Source organism: Trichococcus sp. TS_SC_9, from assembly GCF_056156325.1.
In genome coordinates this window covers 2,781,304-2,801,709 of sequence record NZ_CM149591.1, presented here as the reverse complement: position 1 = coordinate 2,801,709, position 20,406 = coordinate 2,781,304, and the positions used below count along the sequence as shown (strand labels likewise).

22 protein-coding genes are annotated in these 20,406 nt (G+C 45.7%); all 22 read left to right on the top strand.

Annotated elements, in window-relative coordinates; genetic code table 11:
* Window positions 1-3: 3 nt before the first annotated feature.
* The 22 genes from yidA (at window position 4) to adhE (ending at window position 20,153) form a co-directional block, all read left to right on the top strand.
* A complete protein-coding gene (yidA, locus tag AC0J5I_RS13590; protein ID WP_107995809.1) occupies window positions 4-816 on the top strand; it encodes a sugar-phosphatase in 813 nt (270 codons plus the stop codon).
* Between the two features lie 32 nt (window positions 817-848).
* Window positions 849-1,862 carry a signal recognition particle-docking protein FtsY gene (gene ftsY, locus AC0J5I_RS13585; protein WP_107995808.1) on the top strand — a complete coding sequence of 338 codons (1,014 nt, stop codon included), beginning with the start codon at window positions 849-851 and terminating at the stop codon, window positions 1,860-1,862.
* Window positions 1,863-2,085: 223 nt separating this feature from the next.
* A complete protein-coding gene (locus tag AC0J5I_RS13580) occupies window positions 2,086-2,433 on the top strand; it encodes a putative DNA-binding protein (RefSeq protein ID WP_086628138.1) in 348 nt (115 codons plus the stop codon).
* A 20-nt stretch (window positions 2,434-2,453) separates the two neighbouring features.
* Complete coding sequence (gene ffh, locus AC0J5I_RS13575) at window positions 2,454-3,866, top strand: signal recognition particle protein (RefSeq protein ID WP_106448699.1); 1,413 nt, start codon at window positions 2,454-2,456, stop codon at window positions 3,864-3,866.
* 92 nt (window positions 3,867-3,958) lie between these two features.
* Window positions 3,959-4,231: a 30S ribosomal protein S16 gene (rpsP, locus tag AC0J5I_RS13570; protein WP_068560440.1), complete on the top strand. Its 273-nt coding sequence runs from the start codon at window positions 3,959-3,961 to the stop codon at window positions 4,229-4,231.
* A gap of 13 nt (window positions 4,232-4,244) precedes the next feature.
* A complete protein-coding gene (locus AC0J5I_RS13565; RefSeq protein ID WP_107995807.1) occupies window positions 4,245-4,490 on the top strand; it encodes a KH domain-containing protein in 246 nt (81 codons plus the stop codon).
* A 159-nt stretch (window positions 4,491-4,649) separates the two neighbouring features.
* Window positions 4,650-5,165 (top strand): ribosome maturation factor RimM, encoded by a 516-nt coding sequence (rimM, locus tag AC0J5I_RS13560; protein WP_107995806.1) that lies wholly within the window; start codon window positions 4,650-4,652, stop codon window positions 5,163-5,165.
* Window positions 5,165-5,911, top strand: coding sequence for a tRNA (guanosine(37)-N1)-methyltransferase TrmD (trmD, locus tag AC0J5I_RS13555; protein WP_475300961.1), 747 nt, complete (start codon window positions 5,165-5,167; stop codon window positions 5,909-5,911). The genes rimM and trmD overlap by 1 nt, the downstream gene beginning before the upstream one ends.
* A gap of 166 nt (window positions 5,912-6,077) precedes the next feature.
* The gene (rplS, locus tag AC0J5I_RS13550; protein WP_106448696.1) at window positions 6,078-6,431 is read left to right on the top strand and encodes a 50S ribosomal protein L19; all 354 of its coding nucleotides are present in this window, start codon (window positions 6,078-6,080) and stop codon (window positions 6,429-6,431) included.
* A 126-nt stretch (window positions 6,432-6,557) separates the two neighbouring features.
* The gene (locus AC0J5I_RS13545) at window positions 6,558-6,992 is read left to right on the top strand and encodes a hypothetical protein (RefSeq protein WP_234402599.1); all 435 of its coding nucleotides are present in this window, start codon (window positions 6,558-6,560) and stop codon (window positions 6,990-6,992) included.
* A gap of 36 nt (window positions 6,993-7,028) precedes the next feature.
* Window positions 7,029-7,838, top strand: a complete 810-nt coding sequence (locus tag AC0J5I_RS13540) for a Cof-type HAD-IIB family hydrolase (RefSeq protein WP_107995803.1) — start codon at window positions 7,029-7,031, stop codon at window positions 7,836-7,838.
* A 32-nt stretch (window positions 7,839-7,870) separates the two neighbouring features.
* Window positions 7,871-8,629 (top strand): prolyl oligopeptidase family serine peptidase, encoded by a 759-nt coding sequence (locus AC0J5I_RS13535; protein ID WP_107995802.1) that lies wholly within the window; start codon window positions 7,871-7,873, stop codon window positions 8,627-8,629.
* A 64-nt stretch (window positions 8,630-8,693) separates the two neighbouring features.
* Entirely contained in the window at window positions 8,694-9,038 is a 345-nt protein-coding gene (locus tag AC0J5I_RS13530) for a metal-sulfur cluster assembly factor (protein ID WP_107995801.1), read from the top strand.
* 130 nt (window positions 9,039-9,168) lie between these two features.
* A complete protein-coding gene (gene clpB / locus AC0J5I_RS13525; protein ID WP_107995800.1) occupies window positions 9,169-11,790 on the top strand; it encodes an ATP-dependent chaperone ClpB in 2,622 nt (873 codons plus the stop codon).
* Window positions 11,791-11,949: 159 nt separating this feature from the next.
* The gene (locus AC0J5I_RS13520; RefSeq protein ID WP_107995799.1) at window positions 11,950-12,552 is read left to right on the top strand and encodes an NfeD family protein; all 603 of its coding nucleotides are present in this window, start codon (window positions 11,950-11,952) and stop codon (window positions 12,550-12,552) included.
* Complete coding sequence (gene floA / locus AC0J5I_RS13515) at window positions 12,549-13,535, top strand: flotillin-like protein FloA (RefSeq protein ID WP_107995798.1); 987 nt, start codon at window positions 12,549-12,551, stop codon at window positions 13,533-13,535. The genes AC0J5I_RS13520 and floA overlap by 4 nt, the downstream gene beginning before the upstream one ends.
* The gene (locus tag AC0J5I_RS13510) at window positions 13,532-14,185 is read left to right on the top strand and encodes a hypothetical protein (protein WP_475300945.1); all 654 of its coding nucleotides are present in this window, start codon (window positions 13,532-13,534) and stop codon (window positions 14,183-14,185) included. The genes floA and AC0J5I_RS13510 overlap by 4 nt, the downstream gene beginning before the upstream one ends.
* A gap of 21 nt (window positions 14,186-14,206) precedes the next feature.
* Window positions 14,207-14,962: a sugar phosphate isomerase/epimerase family protein gene (locus tag AC0J5I_RS13505; protein WP_475300941.1), complete on the top strand. Its 756-nt coding sequence runs from the start codon at window positions 14,207-14,209 to the stop codon at window positions 14,960-14,962.
* Window positions 14,963-15,105: 143 nt separating this feature from the next.
* The gene (gene tgt / locus AC0J5I_RS13500) at window positions 15,106-16,251 is read left to right on the top strand and encodes a tRNA guanosine(34) transglycosylase Tgt (protein WP_107996018.1); all 1,146 of its coding nucleotides are present in this window, start codon (window positions 15,106-15,108) and stop codon (window positions 16,249-16,251) included.
* 77 nt (window positions 16,252-16,328) lie between these two features.
* Window positions 16,329-16,676, top strand: a complete 348-nt coding sequence (yajC, locus tag AC0J5I_RS13495; protein ID WP_106448688.1) for a preprotein translocase subunit YajC — start codon at window positions 16,329-16,331, stop codon at window positions 16,674-16,676.
* Window positions 16,677-16,710: 34 nt separating this feature from the next.
* Complete coding sequence (locus AC0J5I_RS13490; RefSeq protein ID WP_107995795.1) at window positions 16,711-16,992, top strand: post-transcriptional regulator; 282 nt, start codon at window positions 16,711-16,713, stop codon at window positions 16,990-16,992.
* 557 nt (window positions 16,993-17,549) lie between these two features.
* Complete coding sequence (gene adhE / locus AC0J5I_RS13485; protein ID WP_107995794.1) at window positions 17,550-20,153, top strand: bifunctional acetaldehyde-CoA/alcohol dehydrogenase; 2,604 nt, start codon at window positions 17,550-17,552, stop codon at window positions 20,151-20,153.
* Window positions 20,154-20,406 lie beyond the last annotated feature (253 nt).

The window sequence follows — 20,406 nt, the reverse complement described above, 5'->3', positions numbered from 1 at the left end:
TAAATGATTAAATTGATAGCACTCGACTTGGATGGCACATTGTTGAATCCTGACAAAAAAATCAGTGAAGCAAATAAACAGGCAATCCACCGCGCTCGGGAAGCCGGCGTGAAGATTGTCCTTTGCACTGGACGCCCGCTTATGGGCATCAAAGACTATGTGGATGAACTGGACCTGCTCCAAGCAGAAGATTACTCAATCACCTATAACGGCGGATTGGTCCAAAAAAATAAAACATCGGAAATCATTTCCCAAAAAGTGCTGAACTACGGTCAGATCGTGGAACTCTATGATTTGAGCAAGGAACTGAACATCCCGATGAACATGCTGGATCTGGAGTCTGTATACGAACCGGAGTATCCGCAAGGCAGAGAGTCCTTGTACAAGAGCCTGCAAAGCTCGAGCTTGCCGTTCGTTGAAAAAAAGATCGAAGACTTTCAGGAACAACATGCGTTCAATAAAGTTGTTTTTTGTATCGCGCCTGCTGTTTTGGATGAAGCGATCGCCAAAATACCGGCGGACTTCTACAGCAAATATTCGATGATGAAATCACGTCCGCTTCTGTTTGAAGTCATGCATCCCGAAGTCGACAAAGGCAACGGCATCGCGGCTTTATGCAATCATCTGGGCATCACTGCCGATGAAGTCATGGCTTGCGGAGATGAAGAGAACGATTTGGCGATGCTGGATTTTGCGGGCGTAAGCGTCGCGATGGGCAACGCCCCCGATAAAATCAAGGAACGGGCGAGCTTCGTCACGAAGACAAACGGAGAAGATGGCGTCGCACACGCAATCGAAACATTTGTCTTTGCGTAAAAACAGGCTGCCACTAGAGAGGAAGTGTTCAAATGGGATTATTTGATCGAATAAAACGCGCATTTACAGGTGAAGATGTCGTTCAGACACCGGTAACCGAAGAAAATAAGATCGTCATCGACAAATTCGACAAAGGCATGGAGAAGACGCGCAAAAGCTTTTCGGATAAGATGAATGAACTGTTCGCCGGCTTCAGGGAGGTGGATGAAGATTTTTTTGACGACTTGGAGGAAACGCTGATATCCGCAGACGTCGGTTTTGATATGACGTTGGCACTTTCGGATGTGCTGCGGGATGAAGTCAAGATGAAGAACGTGCGCACCGGAGAACAAGTGAAGAATGTCATCATCGAAAAAATGGTCGAAATCTATGAAAAAGGCCAGACGGAATTGCCTACCATCAAAATAAATGAAAATGGGCCGACCGTCATCCTGTTTGTGGGCGTAAATGGAGTGGGGAAAACGACGACCATCGGTAAATACGCTTATCAGTTGAAGAACCAAGGGAATAGCGTCTTATTGGCGGCCGGAGACACTTTCCGAGCCGGCGCAATCGAACAGCTGGAAGTTTGGGGACAACGTGTCGGTGTTCCGGTCGTGACGAGCGATGCAAAAAGCGATCCCGCTTCCGTCGTTTACGATGCGTTGAAACAAGCCAAAGAAGAAAACTACGACTATCTGCTGATCGATACAGCGGGCAGACTGCAGAACAAAGTGAACCTGATGAAGGAATTGGAGAAGATCAATCGGATCATCGCAAGGGAAATCCCCGGCGGCGCAACCGAAACGTTGTTGGTGCTGGATGCCACGACGGGTCAGAACGCTTTGATACAGGCGAAACAATTCAAGGAGACGACGGATGTCACCGGCTTGATCCTGACGAAGTTGGATGGCACGGCGAAAGGCGGCGTCATCCTGGCTATCCGCCAGGAAATGGATATACCCGTCAAATTCGTTGGTCTGGGCGAAGGTTTGGACGATCTGCAGGCTTTCGATCCGGAACAGTACATCTACGGATTGGTTAAAGATCTGCTTGAGAAAAAATAACGAAACGGTTTGCCCATTCCGATGAGGCACGCTGCATAAGCAAAAGGCGACAGAAGCATGGTCAGGCCGGCAATCCCGTTGCGATTGCCGGCCTGATCTTACTTTTTGCTGCGGCAACACGGCATCAGTGCAATTTATGGTTGACTAAGCTTAGCAAAATCGGTAATCTAATGAAGTGTAAAGTTTTTTTCTTGACAATCCGTACGAGAAGGAAGGTATTCTGATGGAACTGGAAAAAACCAATAATATGAATACTCTTTATGAATTCTATAATGTCCTGTTGACGAACAAACAGAAAGGCTATCTTTCTTTGTATTATGGCGATGACTATTCGTTGGGCGAAATCGCCGAAGAATTCGCGATCAGCCGGCAGGCAGTGTACGATAATATCAAGCGCACCGAAAAAATTCTGATGGATTATGAACAGAAATTGAAATTGGCGCAAAACTATAGCCTTCGAAACAAAAAATTGGACGAATTGGCGAACTATGCCGAAGAAAAATATCCCGCAGACAGAACTTTGCAGAGCTTGATCAACAATCTGGAAGAACTGGATGACAAAGACGAATAAACAGTAAGGAAGTGGCAAATATGGCATTTGAAGGGTTATCCGAGCGTCTCCAAGGTGCGATGACCAAAATCGGCAAAAAAGGTAAAATTACGGAAGCCGATCTGAAGGAAATGATGCGTGAAGTACGTCTGGCTTTGCTGGAAGCTGACGTGAATTTTAAAGTCGTAAAAGAATTCGTCAAAAAAGTGAATGAACGAGCGTTGGGCTCTGATGTGCTCGAGTCGCTTTCGCCGACACAGCAAGTCATCAAAATCGTCAACGAAGAACTGACGGAATTGATGGGCGGGCAGCAGGAACCATTCCAATTTTCTGCCAAGCCACCGACTGTCGTAATGCTGGTCGGCCTGCAGGGTGCAGGTAAGACCACCACGGCCGGGAAACTAGCCAATTACATGAAGAAAAAAGAGAACAAACGCCCCATGCTGGTCGCAGCCGACGTCTATCGTCCAGCAGCGATCAATCAGTTGCAGACATTGGGCAAACAATTGGATTTCCCGGTCTATGCATTGGGTACCGAAGCAAATCCGGTCGATATAGCGAAGCAGGCAGTTGAACAAGCCAAACTCGATGGACGCGATCTGGTCATCATCGATACGGCTGGCCGACTGCACGTGGATGAGGTGCTGATGACAGAGTTGAAGAACATCAAAGCTGCCGTCAATCCCACAGAAATCCTGTTTACGGTAGATGCGATGACAGGACAGGATGCCGTCAATGTGGCGCAATCCTTCAATGAACAGCTCGGCATAACCGGTGTCATCCTTACCAAATTGGACGGGGACACACGCGGTGGGGCTGCGCTATCCATCCGTTCCGTAACCGGTAAGCCAATCAAATTTACGGGTCAAGGCGAAAAACTGGAAGACTTTGAACCGTTCTACCCTGAACGCATGGCTTCCAGAATACTGGGCATGGGCGATCTGATGACGCTGATCGAACGTGCGCAACAAGATTTTGATGAGACAAAAGCGGCAGAAATGGCTGAGAAAATCCGTGAGAATACCTTCAACTTCAATGATTTCATCGAGCAGATGGATCAAGTCACCAACATGGGGCCGCTTGAAGACCTCCTGAAGATGATTCCGGGCATGAGCAACGTTCCGGGACTGGACAAAATGAAGATCGATCCCAAAGATGTGGCCCACATGAAGGCAATCGTGCTTTCGATGACGCCCGCTGAACGCGAAAACCCTGAGCTTCTGTCGCAGAGCAGACGCAGACGGATCTCGAAAGGTTCCGCAAGATCATTGGCGGAAGTCAACCGTCTGATCAAGCAGTTCAACGAATCCAGGGAAATGATGAACAAGATGTCCAAAGGCAATTTTGCAGGGATGGAAGGTCTCCTTGGACAAGGCCCGAAAGGCAAGATGGGCAAGATGGCCATGCAGCAAATGGCCAGACGGATGAACAAAAAGAAGAAAAAGAAAAAATAATTTCAAGTGTAAAGAGAAAACACTTTACAAGCAAATGGAAAACTGGTAATATATAAAAATGTGAGATATAGATATATGGAGGTGTTATATAAATGGCAGTTAAAATTCGTTTAAAACGTATGGGTTCTAAAAGAAACCCTTTTTACCGCGTCGTTGTAGCTGATTCACGTTCTCCACGTGATGGACGTTTCATCGAAAAAGTAGGTACATACAATCCAGTTGTTGAACCAGCTGAAGTTAAATTTGACGAAGAGTTAGTTTTGAAATGGTTAGCTGAAGGTGCACAACCTTCTGATACAGTTCGTAACTTACTTTCTCAACAAGGTATTATGAAAAAATTCCACGACTCTAAGTTAGCTAAATAAAAGGGTGGTTTAAATGCCTGAAATTTCAGATTTAATCCTGGCAATTGTCAAACCTTTGATCGTCCACGATGATAAGATGTCCATCGAAATCAAAGAGACAAGTGAGTTCATGGAATATCACTTGCATCTTGATGTCGAGGATGTCGGCCGTGTGATCGGGAAACAGGGACGTGTCGCCAGAGCGATCCGTACAATTGTATACAGTGTCAGAACCAAAGGCACAAAACGTGTCCGCCTTGTGATCGAAGGGGCCGAATAATCCGCTTCAATTGCGGATCCGGTCGTTTCCATTCGGTGGATGCCTAACTTAATAGCGAATAGATAGAAGCGGATGATGATACAATTGTAGCACTTATCCCTTCTATTTTATTATGTACAGAAACGTTGACAGTGCGATTTATGTAAGGAGAGGTGAAAAATGGAAAAATTTTATGATGTAGGAAAAGTTGTGAACACGCAAGGGCTTAAGGGTGAAGTGCGTGTCATTTCCAGCACTGATTTTGCGGATGAACGCTACAAAAAAGGGGCTACGCTCTACTTGTTCCGCGAAAACAGTGAGCCAATCACTCTGAAGGTAGCCAGCCACCGCGTTCACAAGAATTTCAATATGCTGACATTCGAGGGATATAACCGGATCGAAGAGGTCGAGCCGTTCAGAGGGGGAATCCTGCGGGTTTCCGAAACACAGTTGGAGGACCTTTCGGATCATGAGTTCTATTATCATGAGATCATCGGATTGTCCGTCGTCAGTGATGCCGGCGAAGAATTGGGTATCATCAAAGAAATCTTGCCGCTTGGGGCGAATGATGTGTGGGTTGTATCCCAACCAGGCCGTAAAGATTTATTGGTTCCGTATATCGCTTCCGTAGTGGAAAAGGTATCTTTGGAAGATAAACAAGTCACAATCCACATTCTAGAAGGAATGATGGACTGATGAAGATAGATGTATTGACATTGTTTCCGGCGATGTTCGAAGGCCCTTTATCCGAGTCAATCATCGGAAAGGCGATCGAGAGCGGGCGTGTTTCGATCACTTGCACGAACTTCCGCGATTATTCCGAAAACAAACACAATTCCGTCGACGATTATCCTTTCGGCGGCGGAGCAGGCATGTTGCTGCGGGCGCAACCGATCGTGGACGCGCTGACGGACATCGAGGTCCAGTCGCCTGAAACCAAAAAAAGGATTGTCCTTTTGGATCCATCCGGAAAAACCTTCAATCAGGAACTGGCGGAAGAGTTTGCCGAAGAAGAGCACCTTGTCTTCATCTGCGGCCATTACGAGGGTTTCGATGAACGTATCAAGCAACACGTAACGGATGAAGTTTCGATCGGTGATTATATTCTGACCGGAGGCGAACTGGGTGCGATGGTCATGATCGACGCTACAGTCCGGCTGTTGCCGGCAGTATTGGGCAATGAACAATCGAACAAGACGGATTCTTTCTCGACCGGCTTGCTCGAGCATCCACAATTTACGCGACCGCGCGATTTCCGGGGGGATGTCGTCCCTGAGGTGCTTTTCAGCGGCAACCACCAAAAAATCGCTGATTGGCAAGAAAAAGAATCTTTGCGCAAAACCTGGCTGAGACGTCCGGAAATGTTGGGAAAGATTACTTTGTCAAAAAAACAGCAAGCCTGGTTGGCGGAGATACTGCTGGAAGAAAAGGCTGATAATTAAGCGCAATAGTGCGTTTTAAAATTCAAACAATGTAAACGAAAAATACTTTACACGTCAAAATTATTGTGGTAGAATTCTACAGGTGAGCAGAGAGACTGCTCCATAATACGATATTCCGCTGTGCAGAATGATTGTGTATGAATGTCGGTTGGAAGGAGAAAAAAACATGAGTCAATTACCATTGATTGAAGCAATTACACAAGGACAATTACGTAGTGATATCCCTACATTCCGTCCAGGAGACACTGTTCGCGTCCACGCTCGCGTAGTCGAAGGAACAAGAGAACGTATCCAATTATTCGAAGGCGTAGTTATCAAACGTCGCGGATTCGGAATCAGCGAAACATATACAGTACGTAAAATTTCCAACGGTGTAGGTGTGGAACGTACATTCCCATTGCACACACCTCGTGTAGCTCAAATCGAAGTTGTTCGTTTCGGTAAAGTGCGTCGTGCAAAACTTTATTACTTGCGCGCATTACACGGAAAAGCTGCTCGTATCAGAGAAAAACGTCGTTAATATTCCGCATATCATACGGAAAGGTCTGGACTTCGGTTCCGGACCTTTTTTGTATACCGTGAGAAACGTTTTTCTTGGGAAAAATGTGCTATACTTGTAGCACTATATATGAAAAGAGTGATAGTTTTGACGATATTAGCAGCGCTTGATCAAAAATTCCAAGAAAAAGGCATGCCACTGAAAAGTCATCCCATCCAAAATGGTCAGTATTTGTATCAAGGAAAATTCAATCTCGATAAAGAACATTCCTTGCCGTTTGGTGTAGTCATCGCTAAAGATGAGGCCGAAAGTGATTTTCAGATCAGCTACAGAAAATTGGCTTACCTGAATAATTATGCTGATAAAGTGAACCTGTTGGAACTGATCAATGAATTGAACCAAACCAAAACTTTTTATTATACACTTTGCCTGGCGGGGGATGGCGAGATTTTCCTTCGACTTTTGGGCCGCTCGACAACGGATGTTAAACCATTATACGAAATGCTCGTGATCGGATCGAATATCGCAAAGGTCATGATAGCAGAATTAAAAAGCAAATTTCCGTCTCTTGGGATCGAATGAGTATTCGTCTCTGTAGCGGAAACCGCAGGAGGAATTATGAAACAAAAATTAATCGCTTTAGATTTGGATGGAACTACACTCAACAATCAGTCGTTGTTGAGCGATCGGACCAAAAATGTGCTGGCAAGGTTACAAAAAGATAATCACCTGGTTATGATCGCAACTGGCCGTCCTTACAGAAACAGCAAAGAATTTTATGAGACGCTCAAGATGACCACACCGTTGGTGAACTTCAACGGTGCCTTATGCCATAATCCCCATGACAGCAACTGGATCAATTATTACCATAAGACGCTCAACAAAGATTTTGCGATGGATCTGATCGAACAACGTGAAGAGATGGGAATCGACTTCATCTGTGTAGAAGGCAAAAATAAACTTTTTGCATCCACCGCAACGTTGCCTGCCAACGAATATTTCCCTAAAAATTTGCTGGCGACGCAAATCACTTCTAAGGATACGCTGTCGGAAAATCCTACTTCCATGAATGTATTTTCGGAGGAACGAAATTTGGAAGCCATCCGTGACCGGATTTTGGCGCGTTATGGGAATTCCATTGAAATCCGCACATGGGGTGGCACGATGCCTTGTCTTGAGATCGTATCCGCTGGTGTCCAAAAAGCGCTTGGCGTTGAAGTGGTCGCTAATAACTACGGCATCAAGCGGGAAGATATTCTTGCCTTTGGTGACGAGGATAACGATATGGAAATGATTCGCTTTGCCGGACATGGTGTCGTCATGCAGAATGGGATTGCGGCATTAAAGAGTATTGCCGACGATGTAACGATGCATACGAATCATGAGGATGGCTTAGCCATCTATCTGGAAAAATATTTTTGCCTATAGCAGCCAATCAGAGCTGAAAAAGAGGGATCCAATTGATCGTAATCGAAAGAAAAATCATAAATAATATACCAATTCTGGAAATCGTAGAGGAAGACAAGAAAAACAAGACTATTCCGCTCGCGTTCTTTTACCATGGTATCACGAACCAAAAGGAAAGAGGTTTGGAGCCGGGCTATGCATTAGCCAGCAACGGCATGCGGGTTGTCATTCCAGATGCCTATCGTCATGGTGAACGCAAAGATGAAGCCTATGCTGGTGAACCGGCAGCAGAATTCTGGTCGGTAGTCCTGCAAAACATCAAGGAACTTCCTGATCTTGTAGCGTTTTACGTCGAAGCGGGATTGGCAAAAAGAGACAAGGTTTCGGTCACAGGACTTTCGATGGGAGGCATCACCACTTGCATCGCCTTGACGCAATATCCATGGATCCATTCGGCAGCCTGCCTGATGGGCAGTCCGGATCCTATTGGGTTATCCTATTGGGCATTGAAGTCCCGCTGGGTGGAAGGCTTGCCGCCGATTGATGATGAGAAAGTCAAATCCTTGATGGCGCCTTTTGAAAGCCTGAGCCTCAAAGAACATCCGGAGTCGCTCGTGGACACGCCGTTTTACATTTGGCACGGCACAGCCGACGAAAGCGTTCCGTACCAACAGATGGCTCAGTTCGTCAACTCCATCAGCGAGGAAGCTTTTGCGGAGAACATTTGCTTCCGTACCACAGAAGGCGCAGGGCATCGGGTTCCTTACGCTATTTTTGAGGAAATGGCTGTATTTTTGGGGAACGTATATTAACATTGAATTTCTGCGCACAAACTGTTATCATCAAATTAATCCTGAAAGGTTAGAGGTGTATGCAATGACTGAAGAAATAAATCCCCAATATTCGCAAGAAGAATTGGATAGCATAAAAGAACGCGTCTTAGCGGCGCTTGAGCAAGTGATAGATCCTGAATTAGGAATAGATATCGTCAATTTGGGTTTGATCTATGAAGTGGAGTTGGAACAGGATGGGTTCTGCCTGATCAAAATGACGCTGACAACGATGGGCTGCCCATTGGCGGATGTCATCACCGATGAAATTCACCGTGCTTTGAAAAGCGTTCCTGAAGTAACCGAAACGCAAGTGAAATTGGTTTGGTACCCTGCCTGGACAACAGACAGAATGTCCCGATATGCACGCATCGCGCTTGGAATCCGATGATGAGAAGAGCAACAAAGGAAATTTCCTTTGTTGCTCTTTTTTTTTACGTTATAATTTGACCAATTCTGACCATGGTCGTATACTTGTCCTATAAAGCGCCAAAGCAGTAGAATTTCGAGGAGGTACTAACATGGAAATGGAAAAAATGACGACAGCACTGCAGGAGGCAATTGCGGAAGCGCAACGCATCGCCATGGTGCGCAAGCACCAGACCATCGATGTCGCGCATCTGTGGAAAATATTTCTGCAGCCGGATAGTTTTGCGCGTAATTTTTATATTGATTCAGGGGTTGCAGTCGATGCATTTGAATCGGCCGTTGATAAGGAACTGGACAAATCAGTAGTGATTGAAGGGACTTCTGTACAGTATGGACAAACATTCAGCCAGAATCTGTACAACCTTTTTTTGGAAGCCGACCGCAAGCGTTCGGAGCTGAAGGATGACTTCATCTCCACGGATACAGTACTTTTGAGTTTGATGACACTGAAAAATCATCCATTGACCAAATTTCTGGCAAATCAAGGCCTGACTGAAAAAATCATCGCCGAAAAAATCAAGGATATGAGAGGTGGAGACCGAGTGACTTCGCAGAATCAGGAAGATCAGTATGAAGCATTGGAAAAGTATGGCATAGACCTTGTGCAGGCGGTCAGGAGTGGGAAACAAGATCCGGTCATTGGCCGGGACGAAGAAATAAGGGATGTCATCCGCATTTTATCGCGCAAAACAAAAAATAACCCGATACTGATCGGCGAACCGGGCGTCGGCAAGACCGCCATCGTGGAAGGCTTGGCCCAGCGGATCGTGAAAAAAGACGTGCCGGATAACCTGAAGGACAAAACGATCTTTTCGTTGGATATGGGCTCATTGATTGCGGGAGCCAAGTACCGCGGAGAATTCGAGGAACGCCTGAAAGCGGTATTGAAAGAAGTGAAGAAAAGCGACGGCCGCATCATCCTTTTCATTGATGAGATCCATACGATCGTCGGGGCAGGGAAAACCGAGGGGAGCATGGATGCCGGCAATCTGCTGAAACCTATGCTGGCGAGAGGTGAATTGCACTGTATCGGAGCGACTACTTTGGATGAATACCGCCAAAATCTGGAGAAGGACAAGGCCTTGGAGCGGAGATTCCAGAAGGTATTGGTGAAAGAACCGACAGTCGCCGACACAATCAGCATCTTAAGGGGGTTGAAGGAACGGTACGAAATCCACCACAGCGTCAACATCCATGACAATGCCCTTGTGGCGGCAGCGACCTTATCCGATCGCTACATCACTGACCGGTTTCTGCCCGATAAAGCAATCGATCTTGTCGATGAGGCGTGCGCAAACATAAAAGTGGAAATGAATTCGATGCCTACCGAGTTGGATCAAGTGAGCCGCAAACTGATGCAACTGGAGATAGAAGAAGCGGCCCTGAAGAAGGAATCCGATGATCAGAGCAAGAAAAGATTGGCGACGCTGCAAGTCGAGTTGGCCGATCTGCGCGAAGAATCAAACGAATTGCGCATGAAATGGGGCAACGAAAAGGAAGAGGTCGAAAAGCTGCGTGCCAAACGGGAGGACCTGGAGGACGCGCGCAGGCAGTTGGAGGATGCGGAAGCAGACTATGACCTGGAACGGGCAGCAGTTTTGCGCCACGGCAGCATCCCGCAGATGGAAAAGGAATTGGCGGCTCTCGAAAAAGAGAATGCAACCCGCAGGAATAAAGAAGGCAATCTTGTCCAGGAATCAGTGACCGAGAACGAAATCGCAACAGTTGTGGGACGGATGACCGGCATCCCGGTGACGAAGCTGGTTGAGGGCGAAAGGGACAAACTCCTGAAATTGGAGGAAACGCTGCATAAACGGGTCATCGGCCAGGAGGAAGCGGTGGAAAGCGTCACGAATGCCGTTCTGCGTTCGCGTGCCGGTCTGCAGTCGCCTAACCGTCCGATCGGATCCTTCTTGTTTCTGGGGCCTACAGGGGTCGGGAAAACGGAATTGGCGAAAGCTTTGGCGGAAAATTTGTTCGACTCCGATGAACATATGGTGCGGCTCGATATGAGCGAATACATGGAAAAATTTTCGGTTTCTCGACTCATCGGGGCGCCCCCTGGCTATGTCGGCTACGAAGAAGGCGGCCAATTGACGGAGGCGGTCCGCCGAAGTCCCTATACGATCATTCTCTTGGATGAAATCGAAAAGGCCCACCCGGATGTATTCAATATTTTGCTGCAAGTATTGGATGATGGGCGCTTGACCGATTCGAAGGGGCGCGTAGTCGATTTCAAAAACACCGTTCTGATCATGACCAGTAACATTGGATCGCAGCTCCTGTTGGAAGGCGTCCAGTCCGATGGTACGATTCCGGAAGAAGTGGCCAATGAAGTCATGAAAGTATTGAAAGGATCGTTCAAGCCTGAATTTTTGAATAGGATTGATGATACCATCCTCTTTACGCCATTAAGTAAAGAGGACGTCAAAAAGATCATCGTCAAAATGGTCAAGGAACTATCCGGCCGGCTGGCGGACAAACAGATCCAGCTCTCCGTTTCTGATGAGGTTGCAGCCTGGATAGCAGATAATGCTTACGATCCAATTTATGGCGCTCGGCCGCTCAGAAGATTCATCTCAGCTGAGATCGAGAATCCCTTGGCGCGTGCCATCATAAAGGGCGATATCCATGAAAATCAGGCGGTGACGGTGACGTTGGTGGGCAATCAGGTCGGATTCCAGACCATCGATCTCGCTGAATTTCAACAATAATTTGACAAGTCAGTACGCAGAGAGGAAGTCCTGAAAGGGATTTCCTTTTGTTATTTTTGTATTTGCGGTAAAATGATAATATAAATTTTCTTATTTTTAACTTCACGAGTGTGGCCGTTTATTGCTTTTATCGGAACAAAGCCGAAGGAGGCGTTCATTTTGCTGTTTTTGGTTATTGGATTTCTGTGTCTGGTTTTTATGCTGTTCACTTCGAGATATTATGTCTTCGGAGGTGCGGCCATCCTAAGTTTTTTGTTGTATTTCCTGTATTTCGGAAGCGGTAACTGGCTGACTTTGTTGTTGTTCCTGTTCGGGATCATGTTGTTGGTGGTTGAATTGTTCATACCCGATTTTGGGTTGGTGGGGATCGCGGGTTTCCTGATGGTCGTGGCAGGCCTGTTTTTGAACAATGAGCGTATTTTGGAAAGTGTGCTGGATGTCAGTTTGGCGATCATCTTTTCCGGGATAGCGACATCTGTGCTGTTGAAAAAAGGCTATAAATTCCTGCCGGACCGCAGCAAATTGATTTTGGATACATCCCTGAATCGTGAGCGCGGGTATTCGTCCAGCAAAGACTATTCCGAATTCTTGGGAATGACCGGTACAGCAACGACGACGCTGCGGCCTGCGGGCAAAGTCTCTATCGGAGATGTGGTGCTCGACGTAGTCAGTGACGGGAAGATTATATTTGAAGGGAAACAGATTCAAGTTATCCAGGTTGAAGGGGTCAAAATTACAGTCAAGGAGTTGGATGGAAAATGACAGAAGGATTGATAGGACTCATCTTTATTGCATTGTTTGTCGTACTGTTTTTATCTTTATTTTTCCGCTTTGTGCCGGTTGGTCTATGGATCACGGCTTACTTTTCGGGAGTGAAAGTCAAAATTTCGAATCTGGTCGGCATGCGACTGCGGCGGGTGGTTCCTTCTATGATCGTACAGCCGATGATAAAAGCCACAAAAGCGGGACTGATAATTGATATAAATGAATTGGAGGCGCATCATCTTGCTGGCGGAGATGTTAATATGGTCATCGACGCGCTGATTGCGGCGCAGCGTGCCGATATTGATTTAGGTTTTGAAAAAGCGGCTGCCATCGATTTGGCCGGCCGTAATGTATTGGAAGCAGTGAAAATGAGTGTTAACCCAAAAGTCATCGAAACACCAATCATTGCGGGTGTCGCTATGAACGGGATTGAAGTAAAAGCCAAAGCAAAAGTAACGGTACGCGCCAACATAGAACGATTGGTCGGTGGTGCTGGAGAAGAAACAATCATCGCCCGTGTCGGAGAGGGGATCGTCACAACCGTCGGATCTGCCAAGATGCACACTTCCGTCCTGGAAAATCCGGACTCCATATCCCAAACGATCCTGAAAAAAGGACTGGATTCGGGTACCGCCTTTGAGATACTGTCCATCGATATCGCCGATGTTGATGTCGGCCGTAACGTGGGCGCCAAACTGCAGGCGGAACAAGCAGAGGCGGATAAGCGGGTGGCTCAGGCGAAAGCAGAAGAGCGCCGTGCTTTTGCGGTCGCAGAAGAACAAGAAATGATCGCTGAGGTGCAAAGGATGCGGGCGAAAGTGGTTGAAGCCGAAGCGCAAGTGCCGTTGGCGTTGGCTGAAGCGCTGCGCAATGGAAACCTAGGCGTGATGGATTATTATAAAATGAAAAATATCATAGCGGATACTGAAATGAGGAGCAGCATTTCGGAGTTTCCGACAGATAGAAGCGAACCGGAATGACTAGCCTAGCATTTCTATTACCGATTCTGTTGCCGATCCTTTTCCTGGTGTTCTTTCTCTCTGTGCTCCTATCGATAGTCAAGAGGATAAACCGTCTATCGGAGAACGCCAGACTTCGAGTGGGCACAGCCCAAACAGCTGCTCTGCAGCAGACATTTCGCCAGTCGTTGGACGGTGCCGGAAATGAGAATGCGAAACAACTGATCAAAAAATTGGCTACATTGAAGCCTGAAGAGGTGTATGGTTTTTTTCAAGAGCGCCTGCCCGAAAAATATCTGCGGGAAGTCAGCCGGATCTTGACCAACAGAAATTGGCGGAGGGAAATCCTGATTTTCGTTAACCGCGAGAATTTATGGCAGTTGCTGTTGCGCGCGAATCCGCCAAAAACAGGCAGCGACCAAAAGAACACGGAACCTGCGGATGAAACCGTTGAAGTACAAGTGTTTACGGACTATAATATGGATCCTGCCGTGGGGTTGGCCGATGACTTCACCGTCTTTTCTGAAGACAAAAAAGAATTAAAGACTGCCAAAAGAATGGAGAAATCCACCATTCATAAGAAGAAAAAATATTCCGGCAATCAAAAAGCGTTGATGCGAGCCGTCATTGCCAAAGAAATACTCGATAGGCCGGACTTTGACCACAAATAGGAAATTGAAGGAGACAGATGGATGCCCAGAGAGATCGGATTGAACACTTTAGCGTACATGCACAGAGCTGCGGACAATAAAGTGGAACAAAAAGAAATACTGAAGGAAATCAAGGAAATGGGCTTCCCGATTGTGGAAGTCAGAAGAGAATACATTCTATCCGGCAAAACGGAAATGAAGGAAATAGCCCAGCAAGCCGCTGACTTGGGTTTGAAGGTGTTCTATTCCGTCCCGGCAGAACTGTTTACAGAGGGTGCGTTGAACGGACAGCTGAGCAGCTATTTTGAAGAGGCTTCCCTATTGAACGCAGTCCAACTGAAACTTACTTTGGGGGAATTCCGGGGATTTACATCCAAGTTGGCTGAAGAATTACGCGAATTGTTGACGACCTATCCCATCCATCTGACAATCGAAAATGATCAGAGCACCAAGAAGGGTAGCCCGCCTGTCCTGATGGGTTTCATTGCAGAAACCCGCAAAGCCTCATTGGACATCGGACTGACTTTTGACACAGGCAATTTCGTTTACATCGATAGCGATCCCTTCGCCGCGGCAGAGCAAATGCGCGAAGCGGTAACCTACATCCACATCAAGAACGTTGCCATCACGGACAGCGGAATTGTTTTATCCGGACTGGAATCCGGGTTGGTGGATATGCGCCGTCTTTTGTCGTTGTTCGCGGAATCGGTGCCAGCCAGCATCGAATATCCCTGCGGTGGCGGCGATGAAGTGACAAAAACCATCAGCGCCGATTACAAAAAGATTCAATCTTGGTGAACGTGCTTTTGCCTATATCCTTACGAATCAGAAAATGCAATCCGAAACTTTCGGATTGTATTTTTTTAGTAGCGAATACAAGAAAATAGTGTGCGACTGTGGTATACTGATTGCCGGATATCTATAAGAAAGAAGTGAATACATTGACTGAACCAGCGATTCGTTATCGCCTTATCAAAAAAGAAAAACATACAGGTGCGCGCTTGGGAGAAATCATCACCCCCCACGGCACTTTTCAAACACCCATGTTTATGCCGGTAGGAACTTTAGCCACCGTGAAGACGATGGCTCCTGAAGAATTGAAAGCGATGGGCTCTCAGATCATTCTGAGCAATACTTATCACCTCTGGCTCAGACCGGGCTCAGACTTGGTGGAAGAGGCAGGAGGCCTGCATAAATTCATGAATTGGGACAGAGGGATTTTGACCGATTCAGGCGGCTTCCAGGTTTTCTCATTAAGCCAGAACAGACAGATCACTGAGGCCGGTGTACATTTCCGCAATCATCTGAACGGTTCGAAAATGTTCCTGTCACCGGAAAAAGCGATCCACATCGAAAATCAACTGGGTGCCGACATCATCATGAGTTTTGATGAATGCCCTCCTTACAGCGAAAGCTATGATTACATCAAAGCATCTGTCGAAAGAACGACCAGATGGGCAGAGCGTGGCCTTGAAGCCCACAAAAAGCCCAATCAACAAGGCTTGTTCGGAATAATCCAAGGAGCAGGCTACAAGGATTTAAGGCTGCAGAGCGCCAAAGAACTGATTTCCTTGGATTTTCCAGGCTATTCGATTGGTGGACTTTCGGTCGGCGAAACGAAAGAAGAAATGAATGGTGTGCTGGATTACCTGACGCCAGTCATGCCTGAGGACAAACCAAGGTATCTGATGGGCGTAGGGGCGCCGGATTCCTTGATCGACGGCGTCATCCGCGGAATCGATATGTTCGACTGTGTCTTGCCCACCCGTATAGCGCGGAACGGCACTTGTATGACAAGCAGCGGTCGTTTGGTCATCAAAAATGCGAAATATGAACGGGATTTTCGTCCATTGGATGAAAAATGCGATTGCTACACCTGCAAAAACTATACACGTGCGTACATTCGTCATTTAATCAAAGCTGATGAAACATTTGGCTTGCGCTTGACCTCGTATCATAATCTCCATTTCTTGATAAACCTGATGAAAAATGTGCGCCAAGCCATCATGGATGACAATCTGTTGGAATTCAGGGAAGCGTTTGTGGAAGAATATGGCTTCAACGTTGAAAATCCGAAGAAGTTTTAGGTTTTGGGTGGTAGTCTATCCTAAAGTTTGGTAAAGTGGATGATAGATAAAAATAATCCACAGATGGAGGAAAATGTATGGATACAGTAATCATGATTGCCTTTTATGGGGTGCTGTTCGGCGTAATGTATTTCATCCTGATCAGACCACAAAAGAAACAAGCGCAAAAAACGCAAGATATGCTGAGTCAAATTAAGCCAGGGGATAAAGTAGTCACCATCGGCGGCCTGCACGGAATTGTCGAAGAAATCAATTCCGCTGATAACACAGTCGTATTGGATTGTGAAGGGATCTTCCTGACTTTTGAAAAACGTTCTATTTCACGTATTTCAAAGGTTGCCACAATCACAACTGATGATGCGATTGTCGAAGATTATTCAGCAACCGAATCAGAGCAAGAACAAGAAGACAAAAGCGAAGAGTAACACGATTTGATTCATCGGAAAGGAGGGACGGCGAATGCCGAATATATCTGAGAAGCAATATGCTCAATTGGAGCCTTGGTTCAAACTGAAAGCAACTGAGTTCAATCAACTGGGCTACGAGAACATCAAAGTCGACGATATCTATCGCTATTTCAAGGAATTTTCTTGGAAGCATACTGTCCCTCCCCATTATTACCAACAGATCCGGGATATCATGAAGACGACGGTAAACCACTACTTCGACTTTGTTGCTTTGGAAGCGCAAGTCTATAAGGTCTCTTCATTGGATGAAATGAATTTTGATGATTTCCTATGAAACGTTACACGCGAAAAGTACAATACTTCAGAGTATTGTGCTTTTTTTGTAAATGTAAATCTGAGTTTGCGGTGCAATCTGTGCCCTAAGGATCCATTTTTGAAATGTCGTCATTTAACCGGGACGATTTCAGCCCTTTGAATCGAGCAAAATAATCTTATCGCTTGAATATTCAAAGTTAATCGCTGATTCAGTCGGATTCAACAATTAGTAAGCGGATTTATGCAGATTGATCAGCGTGATAATGCGGGAATCTATCGAACAGGGACGTTAAACGACCATGCATATTTTCGTCATAAAAATTATCTCAAAAAAACTTTTTTCAGCGCGGATTCCGAACAATGATAATAATTTCACAATCAAAAGGTTGAGAAACAGAATGTTTCCAATGACTATTTGTGAAAACCAGTAGAGACAAAAACATCCGTTGAACACGCTTACATGGCCTGTATGGAAAATAAGTGAAGAACATCACATTTATTCGCTTTACAAACGAAATTCCATGAAATATAATAAGCATGTGAAAAGGATAACATACATTTTTAGGAGGATCTCACATGAGTAAAGAAAAAGTAGTTTTAGAGGAGAAAAAACCCATGATGACTGCAAAAGAAGAAATCAGCAACTACACTGGAAAAGCCCAAAAAGCTTTGACTCTATTTGAAGATTATACCCAAGAACAAGTCGACCACATCGTCCACGAAATGGCATTAGCTGCAATGGAGCAACATATGCCACTTGCAAAAATGGCAGTTGAAGAAACAGGCCGAGGCGTTTATGAAGATAAATGTATCAAAAACATGTATGCCGCTGAAAACATTTGGCATTCAATCAGAAAAAATAAAACAGTCGGAATCATCGAAGACAATAAAGTTGATCAAATCATGAAGGTTGCCGCTCCTGTAGGCGTTGTTGCCGGTATCATCCCGACAACCAACCCAACTTCGACAACAATCTTCAAAGCGATGATCTGTATGAAAACAAGAAACCCGATCATCTTCTCTTTCCACCCAAGCGCAGAAAAATGTTCGGCTGCAACTGCAAAAGTTGTTTACGATGCTGCCATCAAAGCAGGCGCACCTGCTGACTGTATCCAATGGGTAGAAGGCGTATCAATGGAAAAAACAGCTGAATTGATCAACCATCCAGAAGTTGCTGTCGTATTGGCTACAGGTGGAGCTGCAATGGTTAAAGCTGCTTATTCTACTGGTAAACCAGCATTGGGAGTTGGTCCTGGTAACGTTCCGGCTTACATCGAAAAATCAGCAAACGTTAAACGCGCTGTAAACGACATCATCGTTTCAAAAACGTTCGACAACGGTATGATCTGTGCTTCAGAACAAGCTGCAATCGTCGACAGCGAAATCTATGATGAAGTCAAAAAAGAATTCCAATTGCACAATGTATACTTCGCTAAACCTGAAGAAATTCAACAATTGGAAGACGTCGTGATGAATGATGCTAAAACTGGCGTGAGACCGAATGTTGTCGGTATGCACGCTCGTAAAATCGCTGAATTGGCTGGATTAAACGTTCCTGCAAACACTAAATTGTTGATCGCTGAATTACCGGGCGTCGGAGCAGAATACCCAATGTCAAGAGAAAAATTATCTCCAGTATTGGCTATGATGAAATCAGACAGTACAGAGCATGGCTTCGAACTATGCAAACAAATGCTGGATTTGGGTGGTTTAGGTCACTCGGCTTCACTGCATACTCGCCGCAATGATTTGATCGAACAATTCGGAAAAGAAATGAAAGCTTGCCGCGTTCTTATCAACTCTCCATCTTCTCAAGCTGGTATCGGTGACTTGTACAACAATAATATCGCTTCATTAACTTTGGGTTGCGGATCTTACGGCAGAAACTCAGTTTCTCATAACGTTTCTGCATTAGATTTATTGAACGTGAAAACTGTTGCTAAAAGGAGAAATAATATGCAGTGGATTAAATTGCCAGAGAAGGTTTACTTCGAAGAAAATTCAGTTAGATACTTACGTGACATGAAAGATGTCGAAAGAGTCTTCATCGTCTGCGACGACGGCATGGTCAAATTCGGCTATGTGGATGTAGTCATCGAACAATTGAAACAACGCAACAACAAAGTATCTTACGCAATCTTCTCAGATGTTGAACCTAACCCGACAACAAACACTGTAAACCGTGGTACTGAAAAAATGCGCGACTTCAAACCGGATACAATCATCGCAATCGGCGGAGGTTCCCCGATGGATGCTGCCAAAGCGATGTGGTTGTTCTATGAGCACCCAGAAAGCGACTTCTTCGGCGCTAAACAAAAATTCTTGGATATCCGCAAACGTACTTACAAGATCAAGGACATGGAAAAAGCGAAACTTGTCTGCATCCCTACCACATCAGGTACTGGTTCGGAAGTAACGCCATTCGCGGTTATCACAGACAGCGAAACACACATCAAGTACCCATTGGCTGACTACGCATTGACTCCGGATGTTGCCATCGTGGATCCACAATTCGTATACAGTGTTCCTAAATCTGTAACTGCAGATACTGGTATGGACGTATTGACGCATGCCATCGAATCTTTTGTTTCCGTATTGGCAAACGACTACACTAAAGGTTTGAGCTTGCAAGCCATCAAACTGGTATTCGAAAACTTGAGAAATTCATACAACTACGGCGACCAAGAATCCCGCGAAAAAATGCACAACGCTTCAACAATCGCTGGTATGGCCTTCGCGAATGCGTTCCTGGGTATTTCCCACTCGATCGCACACAAAATCGGCGGACAATGGGATCTGATCCACGGCCGTACGAACGCTATCCTGTTGCCGCATATCGTCCGCTACAATGCGCTTGATCCGCAAAAACATGCATTGTGGGCTAAATACGAGTACTTCCGTGCAGACGAAGACTACGCTGAAATCGCTCGTTACCTAGGCTTCAAAGGCAACACGACTGCTGAATTGGTAGAAGCTTTGGCTACTGAAATCACTAAATTAGGTCAAGATATCGGCATCAAGATGAACTTCAAGGATCAAGGCATCACTGATGAAATGCTTGATCGCGATGCGGACCGCTTAGCTGAATTGGCATTCGAAGATCAATGTACAACAGCTAACCCTAAACAACCACTGATCTCAGAATTGAAAGAAATCATCTACGCAGCCTACAAAGGTTAATAGCAGATAAGGAAAAGCCGGGACACGCTCCTGGCTTTTTTTTTGTTCAAAAAAATTTTCATGATCAGGTAACAGCCTGGGCACGCCGTATTGTCCGTATTGTCCAACAGGTTCCGCCAATTTGTAGCCAGCCAACATATTCTGTTGCTGAAGCAGGGTATATACTGACAGCGAACGGATTATTGTGGGTTTTAGGCTTGTAATCAAGTGAATTTGTCGTATAATATAAAATGTAGTTTAGGTAAACCTAAAA

Bases quoted from the DNA above. Each gene is read 5' to 3' on its own strand.
- yidA (WP_107995809.1), top strand. From the start codon at position 4: ATGATTAAATTGATAGCACTCGACTTGGATGGCACATTGTTGAATCCT.
- ftsY (WP_107995808.1), top strand. From the start codon at position 849: ATGGGATTATTTGATCGAATAAAACGCGCATTTACAGGTGAAGATGTC.
- AC0J5I_RS13580 (WP_086628138.1), top strand. From the start codon at position 2,086: ATGGAACTGGAAAAAACCAATAATATGAATACTCTTTATGAATTCTAT.
- ffh (WP_106448699.1), top strand. From the start codon at position 2,454: ATGGCATTTGAAGGGTTATCCGAGCGTCTCCAAGGTGCGATGACCAAA.
- rpsP (WP_068560440.1), top strand. From the start codon at position 3,959: ATGGCAGTTAAAATTCGTTTAAAACGTATGGGTTCTAAAAGAAACCCT.
- AC0J5I_RS13565 (WP_107995807.1), top strand. From the start codon at position 4,245: ATGCCTGAAATTTCAGATTTAATCCTGGCAATTGTCAAACCTTTGATC.
- rimM (WP_107995806.1), top strand. From the start codon at position 4,650: ATGGAAAAATTTTATGATGTAGGAAAAGTTGTGAACACGCAAGGGCTT.
- trmD (WP_475300961.1), top strand. From the start codon at position 5,165: ATGAAGATAGATGTATTGACATTGTTTCCGGCGATGTTCGAAGGCCCT.
- rplS (WP_106448696.1), top strand. From the start codon at position 6,078: ATGAGTCAATTACCATTGATTGAAGCAATTACACAAGGACAATTACGT.
- AC0J5I_RS13540 (WP_107995803.1), top strand. From the start codon at position 7,029: ATGAAACAAAAATTAATCGCTTTAGATTTGGATGGAACTACACTCAAC.
- AC0J5I_RS13530 (WP_107995801.1), top strand. From the start codon at position 8,694: ATGACTGAAGAAATAAATCCCCAATATTCGCAAGAAGAATTGGATAGC.
- clpB (WP_107995800.1), top strand. From the start codon at position 9,169: ATGGAAATGGAAAAAATGACGACAGCACTGCAGGAGGCAATTGCGGAA.
- floA (WP_107995798.1), top strand. From the start codon at position 12,549: ATGACAGAAGGATTGATAGGACTCATCTTTATTGCATTGTTTGTCGTA.
- AC0J5I_RS13510 (WP_475300945.1), top strand. From the start codon at position 13,532: ATGACTAGCCTAGCATTTCTATTACCGATTCTGTTGCCGATCCTTTTC.
- AC0J5I_RS13505 (WP_475300941.1), top strand. From the start codon at position 14,207: ATGCCCAGAGAGATCGGATTGAACACTTTAGCGTACATGCACAGAGCT.
- yajC (WP_106448688.1), top strand. From the start codon at position 16,329: ATGGATACAGTAATCATGATTGCCTTTTATGGGGTGCTGTTCGGCGTA.
- AC0J5I_RS13490 (WP_107995795.1), top strand. From the start codon at position 16,711: ATGCCGAATATATCTGAGAAGCAATATGCTCAATTGGAGCCTTGGTTC.
- adhE (WP_107995794.1), top strand. From the start codon at position 17,550: ATGAGTAAAGAAAAAGTAGTTTTAGAGGAGAAAAAACCCATGATGACT.